This is a genomic window from Gemmiger formicilis, from assembly GCF_016901605.1.
In the GTDB taxonomy this organism is placed as follows: Bacteria; Bacillota; Clostridia; order Oscillospirales; family Ruminococcaceae; genus Gemmiger; species Gemmiger formicilis_B.
In genome coordinates, this window is the sequence record NZ_JACJKP010000095.1 from 1 (window position 1) to 11,326 (window position 11,326).

Genomic DNA, 11,326 nt, shown 5'->3' on the forward strand with positions numbered 1-11,326 from the left:
CAGGCCCACGGCATCGCCGCAGGCAAAACAGCCGGGCAGATTGGTCTGCATTTTAGCGTTTACCGCCACATGGCCGCCGGCCCCTTCCAGGCCCGGCACCAGCTGGGTGGGGGCCATGGCATCCCGCAGCAGGAACACACCGTCCACCGGGTATTCCCCCGCATCGGTGCGCAGGGCCGTCACGGTGGCTTCGCCCACCACGGCGGCGGGCTTTTCCCGTACCACCTGCACGGTGTCCGGCAGGTCGGGCGTACCCTCGTACAGGGGCAGGTACAGCACCGATCCCGCCACTTCCGCCATATAAGCGGCTTCCGGTTCCGCCGCCGGGCTGGAGCCGATCACCGCCACCGCCTTGCCCCGGTAGAGGGGGGCGTCGCAGGTGGCGCAGTAACTCACGCCCCGGCCCAGATATTCTTCCTCGCCGGGCAGAGCCTTGCCCTGTACCACACCGGTGGCCAGCACCACCGTGGTGGCTTCATAGGTTTCCCCTGCCGTCTGTACGGCGAAATAGTCCCCCATGGCGTAAACGGCATTGACACGGGCCTCGGTAACGGTGATACCCATAGCTTCCAGATGCTGCTGGAATGCCCCGCGCAGTTCCTGGCCCGTCACATCGGGCAGACCGGGATAATTCTGAATCTTGTGGGCCTTGCCGATCTTGTCGCTCAGCTCCTTGCTGCCGAAGAGCAGCAGGCTTTTGCCCCGCAGTTTGGCGGTAATGGCCGCCGATACCCCCGCGGGACCGCTGCCGATCACGGCAATGTCTACACGCTCCATAGGGAACGCTCCTTTCGGTCAGTTTCCGGAATCTTCCAATTCCTACAATACCAGTATACTATAGTTTACCCCGAATACAAGCCCCCGCCTGTGAATAAAGTGTAAATTTACGCATTACAGGCGGTAGAGATCGGTGTACTTGGCCTTCAGGTAATCGGTGAAGTAATGGGGGTCAAAGTCGCCGCCGCACAGGCTCTTGACCAGCCAGGCGGGTTCTTTCAGGTTGCCGTACTTCCACAGCCGGTCGCACAGGGCGTCCTTCAGCGGCTGCAGGTCGCCTTTCTCCCACTGGGCATCCAGGTCCATGGTCTTGCGCAGGTCGGCAATGGCCTGGGCGCCGTAGGCACTGCCCAGGGCATAGCTGGGGAAGTATCCCATATCGCCCATGGACCAGTGGATATCCTGCAGGCAGCCGTGGGCATCGTCGGGCACATCCACGCCCAGGTACTCCTTGTACTTGGCGTTCCAGGCGGCGGGCAGGTCGCGCACGGCCAGGGTGCCCTGGATCATGGCCTTTTCCAGTTCATACCGCACCATAATGTGCAAAGCGTAGGTCAGTTCGTCGGCCTCGGTGCGGATCAGCCCCGGCTCGGCCCGGTTCACGGCGCGCCAGATCTCCTCCTCGGTCACATCGGCCAGCTGGGTGGGGAACAGTTCCCGCAGGGTGGGGTACAGGCAGTGCACAAAGGCACGGCTGCGGCCCACATAGTTTTCAAACAGGCGGCTCTGGCTCTCGTGCAGGCCCATGGTGGCGCCGCCGGTGATGGCCGTGTAATCCAGTTCCGGCGCAATGTGGCGTTCATACAGGGCATGGCCGCCCTCGTGGGCTACGCTGTACAGGTTGGAGAACATATCCCGGGGCATGTAGTGGGTGGTAATGCGCACGTCGCCGCGCCAGAACTCGGTGGTAAAGGGATGTTCGCTTTCCGCCAGCAGGCAGTGTTCCGGCTCCAGCCCCCACAGTTCCATCACCTTTTTGGAAACCTGCTTCTGGGCATCCAGGGGCCATTCCTGGTCCAGGAAGTCGGTGCGGATGGGTGCGCCGTGGTCCCGGATGGCCGCCAGCAGCGGCACGATGGTCTGGCGGAGGGTGGCAAAAAATGCATCGCACTGGGCAATGGTCAGGCCGCGCTCGTACTGGTCCAGCCAGACCTCGTAGGGGTCACGGTCGGGGGCAAAGTAGCGGGCCTGGGCACGGCGGGCTTCCACGATTTTTTCCAGGTAGGGCGCAAACAGAGAGAAATCGTTGGTGCGCTTGGCCTTGGTCCATACCGGGATGCTCTGCTGCACCAGTTTGGTAAAGGCGGCGTACTCGGCGGCGGGGATCTTGGCCGTGCGGTCGTATTCCCGCTGCAGCTCCCGCACCTCGGCGGCCTGCTGCTCGTCCTCCGCATCGGCCGCCGCCTGCTGCAGCAGGGCGGCGGTATCGTCGTTCACCAGCAGGTCAAAGCTGGCACGGCTCAGCACCTCGCAGGCTTCGGCACGGCCTTCGGCGCTGCCCTCGGGGGCCACGGTCTCGGCGTCAAAATCAATGGCGTTCAGGGCATAGCGGTAAGCAAACAGCTGCTTTTCCAGCGCCCGCAGGCGCATGATGGATTCTTTCATAGCATATACCTCGTTCTTTGTAAATGGATGTCGCTATCTGCTATTCTACCACAGTACGGCAGCATTTTCCATTGTCACCGGCGGGATTTTATGGTATTGTGTAGGTATCGCAAATAAAGGGGGAATGTTGCCATGCCGCAGGAGCAACCGTTGGTCAGCATCATCGTGCCGATCTATAACGCACAGAACCATATTGCACGTTGTGTCGAGAGTATTCGCCGCCAGACCTACCAGAATCTGGAGATTTTGCTGCTCAATGACGGCAGCCAGGACGTAAGCCTGCAGGTCTGCCAGATGTACGCCAGGGTAGACAAACGCATCATCCTCATTGACAAAGCCAACAGCGGGGTAGCCGCCACCCGCAACCTGGGGCTGCGCCGCGCCACCGGCAAATACCTGCAGTTTGTGGACGCTGACGATACCATTCTGCCCAACGCCACCGAACTGCTGGTGGACCGCGCCGAGCGCTTTGACGCCGACCTGGTCATTGCCCATTACAACCGCATCACGCCGCCCCGCCCCCGCAGCGAGGAAGCCGAGGCCAAGCGTCCCCGCCCCCAGCGGCCGGACAAGGTGCAGACCTACGGCTTTTTGCTGGAAGGCCCCATGAACAAGGAGCAGTTTGCCGCCGGGCTGATGCAGGAACCCGCCAGCTTTTACTACGGCGTCATGTGGAACAAACTGTACCGGGCCGAGCTCGTCCGCGCCCATGAGGACATCCAGTGTGCCGAGGAGCTGGACTGGTCGGAGGACCTCTACTTCAACCTGAACTATATCCGCTATGCGGAGAAGTTCTATGCCCTGTCCACCCCCATTTACAACTACTACAACACCCCGGGCAGCGCCGTGCACACGGTGCTCAACCCCATGAACGTGGTGACCACCCGGGCGGCCCTGTTCAACTACTACAAGGACCTGTACGAACACATGGGCCTGTATGAAGAGTACAAACCCCAGATCTACAAATACCTTGTAGCCATTGCCGAGACCTGACCCCTGCGCCGAAAGGAGCATCTCTATGAAATATTGTCCCAAATGCGGGGCGGCCACCCGCCCCAACCAGAAATTCTGCGGGTCCTGCGGGGCGCCGCTGTCCGCCACACCGCCCCAGGCGCAGGCTTCCTGGCCCCCGGTGCAGGCACGCCGCCGCAAGATCCGGAACATCGTTGTGGCGGTGGTGCTGGCCGTCGTGCTGCTGGCGGTTCTGGGCGTGACCGGCTGGTTCCTTTTCCTGCGGCCGGATGACACCACCCAGCCCGCGGCTGCGTCGGGAGAAAGCAGCACCTCGGTTTCCGGCGAAACCACCCAGGAAGCGGGCCTTCCGGAGGAACGCCGCCTGTACCTGGAGAATTTGACCGCCACCCCCGGCATGACCCTGACCGTTGACGGTGTGGCCGCCGAATACTACGAAGCCGAGGATGGCCGCCTGTACATCGACCGCGACCTGCTGACCCAGACCGACATGCTGCTGCGGGCGATCGTACCGGACGCCAGCGACTACCAGACCACCCTGGCGCTGGTGTCCAAGCCCAGCAATCCCACGGCTTCCTTCGGCACCATGACCGCCTGCGAAGCGGACGGCTACAACCAGCCCGACGAAAGCTACCTGGATGCCATGGTCTCGGTGTACTACCGCTCCCAGCTGAACGCCTTCAACACCCGGCAGGTGGAAGATCTGCGGTTCTCCACCGACCTGAACGACCAGAGCTGGACCGAAGCCATCACCATGGGCGCCTATGACGCCGTCGCCTACGACCTGGAACAGTCCGACATGGCCTACAGCACTCAGGGCCTGGGCTACGGCGACGGCAAAGTTACACTGAACGTAGCCGGTCACTGGGTAGGCACCAACCGGGAAAGCGGTGCCGCCGAATCGGGTACCGATTATATGACCATCCAGGCCGTCTGGCGGGACGGCATCTGGCAGGTTGACCGCTGCGTCCCCTGCACCGAGCAGGACTATAAGAGCGGTACGCTGCAGCTTTCCACCCACTGAACCTTTACCGGGCAGCCCCTGGGGCCTGCCCGGTTTTTGTGTGGTGTTGCGGTTCACTTTACAGAAATTGCTGTGCCTGCATGACAAGATAAAGCAATGACTTTGGGGGCATTTTCTGGTACAATCCTTTTATCTGTGTACAGAAAGGAACGGTTTTTTTGGATATTCTTCTTGTCATGCTGGCGGGCATGGCCGTAGGGCGGTTTCTTTTTCCTGCCAAAGCCAAGCGCGGCAATGAACGGTTGGCCCTGGTGTGCACGCTGGTGCTGATTTTTTCCATGGGCGTGATGCTGGGCCAGCGGGATAACTTTTTGCAGGATCTGTTCTCCCTGGGCGCGGCCAGCTTCCTGATGTTTCTGGTTCCCACGGTGGTGTCCATCGTGGTGGTGTATCTGCTCAGCGAGCGGTTCCTGGTCAAAAAGCGCCGCTCCGGGAAGGAGGACCCCCAATGATGGTATTGCTGACCATTGCCGCCCTGCTGCTGGGGCTGGTATACGGCCTTTCGGGGCTGGAACTGCCGGTGGTGACCTTCCTCACCGGCCACACCGATGCGGTGCTGTACCTTCTGATGTTCTCGGTGGGCATCAGCGTGGGCATGTACCGGGGCCTGGCTGCCAAGATCCGGGAATACCACCTGCGCATCTTCATCATTCCGGCGGGCATCATGTTTGGCTCCATTGCGGGGGGCATCCTCTGCGCGCTGTTGCTGCACATGCCCTGGAACTACGGCGCGGCCATTGCGGGCGGCATGGGCTGGTACAGCCTGGCCGGGGCCACCATTGGCCGGCTGGTGGGGGCCGAGATGGGCAGCGTGGCATTTTTGAGCAACCTGATGCGGGAGGTTTTCTCCTACCTGATCATCCCCTTCATTGCCCTGAAGCTGAACTACTACACCAGCATTGCACCGGCGGGGGCCACCAGTGAGGACACCACCCTGCCCATGATGCTGAAATACACCAACGAGGAGACGGTGGTGCTCTCGGTGCTCAACGGCATGATCTGTTCCCTGTTTGTACCGGTGATCATCTCCCTCTGCCTTTAAGGGTGCCTGCCCTTCACCGGGCGGCGGCGCACCTGTCCTTTGTGGATACCCTGCCTTTTGCGGTTTGGAAGCGGTCTGCGGACCGCTTCTTTTTTGTTCACAGAAACTTTTTGATTTTACTACTTGACTAAGTCAACCTTCTGGTATATACTTGACCTTGTCAAGCGGAAGGACCGCCGACTGAATCGAAAATCATTGCCCGCTGTGCGGGCCCACCTCAGAAAGGGGTATATGTATGAGCAAGCTGAACGAATTCATGGCACTGTTGACCGGGCATTTCAACAATAAAGAGCAGTACGAAGCCAAAAAGGGGGAGAATTTCCCCTATGCGGAGCATGTAAACACCGCCTGCAACGATAAAATCCTGGGTCTGCCCGCGGATTTTGCGGGGGTGTTCATGGTGGAGGAAAGCTATTTCACGGCCAACGGTTCCACCCACGGGGCGCCGCACCTGTTCCTGTTCACCCAGCAGGGGGACGACGTGCTGCTGACCAGCTACGATCTGCCCGCCGGTTACGACAAGGACAGCTTTACCTATGAGAACCTGAAACCGGTAGCCTATGCGGACCTGAAACCCTCGGCGAAGTTCACCCCGGCCTTGTATACCGAGAAGGACGGCGTCTGGGAGGGCGGCAGCACTTCCATGTTCAGCCCGGTGCTGAAGTTCACCCTCTTTGAGCGGTTCTCGCCGGAGGTGCTGGAAGTGTCCGAGCAGATGGAAGTAAACGGCAAAAAGACCTTCGGCTACGACGAACCCATCCTGTATAAGCGGGTGTAACCCCCCTACTTTCTTTGCCCCTACTTTCTTTGCAAAGAAAGTAGGCAAAGAAACTCCAATCACTCGCCCGGGAAGCAGCAAGTAAGGGAAATTCCACGCCTTGCCGTTACCATGCAACAAGGCAAAGAAACTTCAACCACTCACCCGGGAAGCAGCAGACAAGGCAAATTCCACGCCTTGCCGTCACCAAGCAACAAGGCAAAAAACTCCAACCAAAAAGGCATGGTCAAAAGACCATGCCTTTTTTATATCTTTTTTAAGTTACGGGGGTTCGGGCTCGCCCGAATCAAAAAAAGCCCCCTTGCGGGGGCTTCCAACTTATTTGCCGTAGTTTGCCAAAAACTGGCGGGTGCGTTCCTCTTTGGGGTGGTCAATGACCTCCCGGGCGGGGCCCTGTTCCACCACCACACCGCCGTCCATGAACAGGATGCGGTCCGCCACATCCCGGGCGAACTTCATCTCATGGGTAACGATGATCATGGTGGTCTTGTTGGCCGCCAGGTCACGCAGGACCCGCAGCACTTCACCGGTCAGTTCCGGGTCCAGTGCCGAGGTGGGCTCGTCAAAACAGAGAATATCCGGCTTCAGGGCCAGGGCGCGGGCAATGGCCACGCGCTGCTGCTGCCCGCCCGAAAGCTGGTGCGGGTAATGCCCCGCCCGGTCAGACAGGCCCATATCGGCCAGCAGTTCCCGGGCGTGGGTTTCCAGTTCAGCCAGGATCTCTTTTTTATGCTGTTTGTAGTCGGGCCGTTCCTTGGCCAGCAGCTGCCCGGCCAGCATCACGTTCTGCAATGCCGTGTACTGGGGGAACAGGTTGAAGTTCTGGAACACCAACCCGAAATGCAGCCGCTTTTTGCGGATGGCCGTCTCGCTCTGGGTGCGGGCGTCGTCGGCACTCCACAGGGTTTCCCCTGCCACCGTGATGGACCCGGCGTCGGCCGTTTCCAAAAAATTCAGGCAGCGCAAAAGGGTGGTCTTGCCGGAACCCGAGGACCCGATGATGGCGATGGCTTCGCCTTCCTCCAGGGTAAAGGAGATATCCCGCAGCACGGCGGTACTGCCGAAGCTTTTGCCGATACCGGCCACTTCCAATAATGCCATCTGCGCGCCCCCCTTACCGGAAATAAGCCAGCCGCTTTTCCAGCCAGCCGAACAGCAGTGTCAGCGCCCCCACAAACACCAGGAAGAAGATGGCGGTGGAGAACAGCGGCCAGATCAGGCCCTTGGCGCTGTATTCCTTGGCCATCATGATGATGTCCTTGTTGGCGATGACGTTGGCCAAAGAGGTATCCTTGACCAGCGTAATGATTTCGTTGCCCATGGGCGGCAGAATCCGCTTGATGACCTGCAGCAGCGTGACCTTGAAGAAGATCTGGCTGCGGGTCATGCCCAGCACCTGCCCGGCCTCGGTCTGCCCTTTGGGCACCGCCTCGATGCCGCCGCGGTAGATTTCGGAGAAATAGCAGGCGTAGTTGATGGCAAAGGCCACCACGGCCGCCACCAGACGGCCGCTGGACCCGGACGGCCAGGGGCTTTCAAAGCCCATCAGGCCGGGGCCCAGGTAAATGACCAGAATCTGCAGCATCAGCGGCGTACCGCGGATGATCCACACAAAGGTCTTGACCACCCCGCGCAGGGGGGCAAACCGATTCATCGAACCAAAGGCTACGATCAGCCCCAGGGGCACTGCAAACAGCAGCGTCAGACCGAACAGCTGGCAGTTCAGCCAGAACGCTTCGGTCAGACGGCCCCAAATTACAGCCGCCTCGCCCATCACTCGGCCAGGGTCAGGCCGTACTTGTCGGCCAGGGCCTGCATGGTGCCGTCGGCTTTCAGGGCGGCAAAGGCGTCGTTCACAGCGGCAGCCGCATCGCTGCCCTTGCGGAAGGCCACGCCGTACTCTTCGGCGTTCAGTTCATCCACAATGGCCAGGTCGGCGTAGTCGGTGCCCTCGCCGATCATGGCGGAAGCCAGGGTCAGGTCCAGCACGGCGGCGTCAGCGGTACCGGCGGCCACTTCCATCAGGCAGTCGGTCTGGACGCTCTTGCTGATGTAATCGGCCTGGGAGAGGTTCTCGTCCCCCTGGATGGTGGACTCACCGGCAGAACCGGCTTCGGCCACCACGGTCTTGCCCACCAGGTCGGCGGTGGAGGTGTAACCGGCGTCGGCCTTCATGACGATGACCTGGGCGTTCTTGGCGTAAGCCTCGGTGCAGGCGGTATTGCTCATGATGTCGTCGGTCAGGGTCATGCCGTTCCAGATGCAGTCAATGCTCTTGGCATCCAGTTCCACGATCTTGGTATCCCAGTTGATCTCCACAAATTCCGGCTCCACGCCCAGCTGCTCACACACAGCGGTGGCCAGCTCGGTGTCAAAGCCCACGAACTCGCCGTTTTCATCGGTGTAGTTCATGGGGGCGTAAACGGTGTAGCCGATGGTCATTTTGCCTTTTTCCTGGATGTAGGCCAGATCGCTCTCGCCGTCGGCGGTATCGGCGGCAGCTTCCGCCGTGGAAGCAACGTCCGCGGTGGACTCCGACGCAGCGGCGGAGTCGGTGGTTGCGGTGCTGCCGCAGGCAGCCAGGCTGGCGGCCATACCCACGGCCAGCAGCATGCTGATCAATTTCTTCATGATGATTTTCCTCCCTATGTATGATCCACCGTTGTCCCTCGCGCACAATCTTCACCGCCCTAAAGCGGTAAATCAACGGTGTTTTTTAATAGTACCGCAAAAACCCGGTTTGCGCAAGGGCAAACCGCAAAAAAAGCGGCAGGAGCGGGACTTTTTGCCCCCTCCTGCCGTTTTTTACAGAACTTTGCTCAAAAAGTCGATGGTACGGGGCTGCTTGGGATGGTTGATGACCTCGTCGGGGGTGCCTTCCTCCACGATGTAGCCGCCTTCCATAAAGATGACCCGGCTGGCCACTTCGCGGGCAAAGCCGATCTCATGGGTGACCACCACCATGGTCATGCCCTCGGCGGCCAGCTGCTTCATGACCTGCAGTACCTCGCCGACCATTTCGGGGTCCAGGGCGGAGGTAGGCTCGTCAAAGAGCATGATATCGGGGTTCATGGCCAGGGCGCGGGCAATGGCCACACGCTGTTTCTGGCCGCCGGAAAGCTGTGCCGGGTAGGCCTCGGCCTTGTCGGCCAGACCCACGCGGTTCAGCAGCCGCAGGGCGTTTTCCTTGGCTTCGCCCTTGGTAGCTTTTTTCAGCTCGGTGGGGGCCAGGGTCATGTTGCCCATGACGTTCAGGTTGTTGAAGAGGTTGAAATGCTGGAACACCATGCCCACGTTTTCGCGGACTTTGTTGATATCGGTCTTTTTGTTGGTCAGGTCATGCCCGTCCACGATCACTTCGCCGCCGGTGATCTCTTCCAGACGGTTCAGGCACCGCAGGAAGGTGGATTTGCCGGAACCGGAAGGTCCCAGAATGACGACGACCTCGCCTTCATAGATGTCGGTAGAGACATCCTTGAGCACTTCCAGATTGCCGAAGTTCTTTTTCAGGTGGGAGACATGGATCTTGACATTCTGCTTATTCACGGCCACGGTTCAGTCTCCTTTCCACTTTCTTGGCCAGCACCGACAAAGCGGTGATGACGATGAGATACATCACAGCAACGATCGCCCATACCTGGAAGGACATGAAGGAGTTGGCCACCACGTTCTTGGCGGTGTTGACCAGCTCGGGGAAGCCGATGACCGACAGGATGGAGGTATCCTTGAGGGTGATGATGAACTGGTTGATGATGCTGGGGATCATGGTGCGGATGGCCTGGGGCAGCACCACCCGGAACATGGCCCGCCAGTAGGGCAGGCCCAGGCTGCGGGCAGCTTCCATCTGGCCCTTGTCCACGCTCTCGATACCGGCGCGGATGATCTCGGCCATGTAGGCGCCGCAGTTCAGCGCCAGGCAGATGGTGCCGGCCTGCAGGGCGGTAAGGGTGACCCCGCCGAAGCCCAGAATGGTATTGAGCAGGTAGGGGACGCCAAAATAGATAAAGTAGGCCAGCACGATCATGGGCACGCCGCGGATGGCGTCCACGAAGATGATGGAGATGATGTTGGCGGCGCGGTTTTTGACCACGCTGAGCAGGCCGAAGATCAGGCCCAGAATGCAGGCGAAGAACAACCCGCACAGGGCCAGCAGCAGGGTCTGGCCCATGGCCGCCAGCAGCAGGCCGCCGTAGGTGGTAAGGATCTGGATCAAGGGCAGAACTCTCCTTTCGAGGAAAATGTCAGGGGCGCGAAAAACAGGGACGCCTGCGACAACAGGCGTCCCCGGAATTTTAAAAACAGTCGCCGTTGGCGGACATGCGCCGACGACGGCGACACCTCCAGGGAAATTTGGCCCAAAATTGTGTGCGAGGCGCGGGCGCCGAGTGCGCGGTTTTGGGTCAAATTTTGTCGAAGGGGCTGCAGAGCCGCGCGCTGCCTGCGGCAGATTCAGCGCGGCGGAGCAGGGGCCGCGGTCGCAGAATGCAAGCGCCGCCACAAGGTGCGCCGCATGATGCGGGAACCGCAACCCGTACTCCAAAGGGGGAAACAGGCGCGTCAGGCAATTGCCGTGCGCGACTGTTGCCCCTTTTGATTGACATTAGCCGAGGTACTTGGCCAGAATCTCGTCGTAGGTGCCGTTGGCCTTGATGTTGGCCAGACCGGCGTTGAACATATCCAGCAGTTCCTGGTTGTCGGCGTTGAAGATGGCAAAGCCGTAGTCGCCGCCCTCATTGGCGGTATCCTCCAGCACCTTCAGGGCCAGGCCGCCGTCCTTGATGGAAGCCTGCATGATGGGGGTGTCCTCGAAGCAGGCCACGCACTGGCCGCCCAGAACCGCCTGGTACATGGTGGGGGAATCCTCGAAGTAGGTGATGGTGAAGCCGTACTCGTCCTTCAGGCTCTCGGCATAGGAAGCGCCCTGGGTACCGGTCTTGACGGCCACATTCTTGCCGGACAGATCAGCAAAACCGGTGATGTCGGAGTTTTCGGCCACGGTCATGGTCTGGGTGGCGGTGTAGTAACCGTCGGAGAACAGCCAGCCGGAAGCCTTGCGCTCATCGGTGATGGAAGCGCCGGCGATCATGCCGTCAGCCTGACCGGCCTGGCAAGCGGCGATGGCGCTGTC

The 11,326-nt window shown here is 60.3% G+C and carries 13 protein-coding genes; 5 read left to right on the forward strand and 8 right to left on the reverse strand.

What is annotated here, in order from left to right:
* A partial coding sequence (locus H6B10_RS08640) for an NAD(P)/FAD-dependent oxidoreductase (protein ID WP_204651226.1) occupies positions 1 to 777 on the reverse strand: 777 nt, incomplete at its 3' end.
* A 114-nt stretch (positions 778 to 891) separates the two neighbouring features.
* On the reverse strand, positions 892 to 2,382 hold the full coding sequence (locus H6B10_RS08645) for a carboxypeptidase M32 (protein WP_204651227.1): 1,491 nt from the start codon (positions 2,380 to 2,382) through the stop codon (positions 892 to 894).
* 132 nt (positions 2,383 to 2,514) lie between these two features.
* Here H6B10_RS08645 and H6B10_RS08650 point away from each other — a divergent pair, with 132 nt between their 5' ends.
* The 5 genes from H6B10_RS08650 (at position 2,515) to H6B10_RS08670 (ending at position 6,198) form a co-directional block, all read left to right on the forward strand.
* Positions 2,515 to 3,375 carry a glycosyltransferase gene (locus H6B10_RS08650; RefSeq protein WP_204651228.1) on the forward strand — a complete coding sequence of 287 codons (861 nt, stop codon included), beginning with the start codon at positions 2,515 to 2,517 and terminating at the stop codon, positions 3,373 to 3,375.
* Between the two features lie 25 nt (positions 3,376 to 3,400).
* Complete coding sequence (locus tag H6B10_RS08655; RefSeq protein ID WP_204651229.1) at positions 3,401 to 4,378, forward strand: zinc ribbon domain-containing protein; 978 nt, start codon at positions 3,401 to 3,403, stop codon at positions 4,376 to 4,378.
* Between the two features lie 158 nt (positions 4,379 to 4,536).
* Positions 4,537 to 4,830: a hypothetical protein gene (locus H6B10_RS08660; protein ID WP_204651230.1), complete on the forward strand. Its 294-nt coding sequence runs from the start codon at positions 4,537 to 4,539 to the stop codon at positions 4,828 to 4,830.
* Positions 4,827 to 5,420: a lysine exporter LysO family protein gene (locus H6B10_RS08665; RefSeq protein WP_204651231.1), complete on the forward strand. Its 594-nt coding sequence runs from the start codon at positions 4,827 to 4,829 to the stop codon at positions 5,418 to 5,420. The genes H6B10_RS08660 and H6B10_RS08665 overlap by 4 nt, the downstream gene beginning before the upstream one ends.
* Positions 5,421 to 5,655: 235 nt before the next feature.
* The gene (locus H6B10_RS08670; RefSeq protein WP_204651232.1) at positions 5,656 to 6,198 is read left to right on the forward strand and encodes a hypothetical protein; all 543 of its coding nucleotides are present in this window, start codon (positions 5,656 to 5,658) and stop codon (positions 6,196 to 6,198) included.
* Between the two features lie 318 nt (positions 6,199 to 6,516).
* Here the strand turns inward: H6B10_RS08670 and H6B10_RS08675 are convergent, their stop codons facing one another.
* From H6B10_RS08675 to H6B10_RS08700, 6 genes are all read right to left on the reverse strand, one after another.
* Entirely contained in the window at positions 6,517 to 7,299 is a 783-nt protein-coding gene (locus H6B10_RS08675; protein WP_204651233.1) for an amino acid ABC transporter ATP-binding protein, read from the reverse strand.
* Positions 7,300 to 7,312: 13 nt separating this feature from the next.
* On the reverse strand, positions 7,313 to 7,972 hold the full coding sequence (locus tag H6B10_RS08680) for an amino acid ABC transporter permease (protein ID WP_204651234.1): 660 nt from the start codon (positions 7,970 to 7,972) through the stop codon (positions 7,313 to 7,315).
* On the reverse strand, positions 7,972 to 8,829 hold the full coding sequence (locus H6B10_RS08685) for a transporter substrate-binding domain-containing protein (protein ID WP_204651235.1): 858 nt from the start codon (positions 8,827 to 8,829) through the stop codon (positions 7,972 to 7,974). The genes H6B10_RS08680 and H6B10_RS08685 overlap by 1 nt, the downstream gene beginning before the upstream one ends.
* Positions 8,830 to 9,003: 174 nt before the next feature.
* Positions 9,004 to 9,750 carry an amino acid ABC transporter ATP-binding protein gene (locus H6B10_RS08690; RefSeq protein ID WP_330030703.1) on the reverse strand — a complete coding sequence of 249 codons (747 nt, stop codon included), beginning with the start codon at positions 9,748 to 9,750 and terminating at the stop codon, positions 9,004 to 9,006.
* Positions 9,737 to 10,411 carry an amino acid ABC transporter permease gene (locus H6B10_RS08695; protein WP_204651236.1) on the reverse strand — a complete coding sequence of 225 codons (675 nt, stop codon included), beginning with the start codon at positions 10,409 to 10,411 and terminating at the stop codon, positions 9,737 to 9,739. Before H6B10_RS08695 ends, H6B10_RS08690 begins: the two co-directional genes overlap by 14 nt.
* Positions 10,412 to 10,798: 387 nt before the next feature.
* A partial coding sequence (locus tag H6B10_RS08700; RefSeq protein WP_204651237.1) for a transporter substrate-binding domain-containing protein occupies positions 10,799 to 11,326 on the reverse strand: 528 nt, incomplete at its 5' end.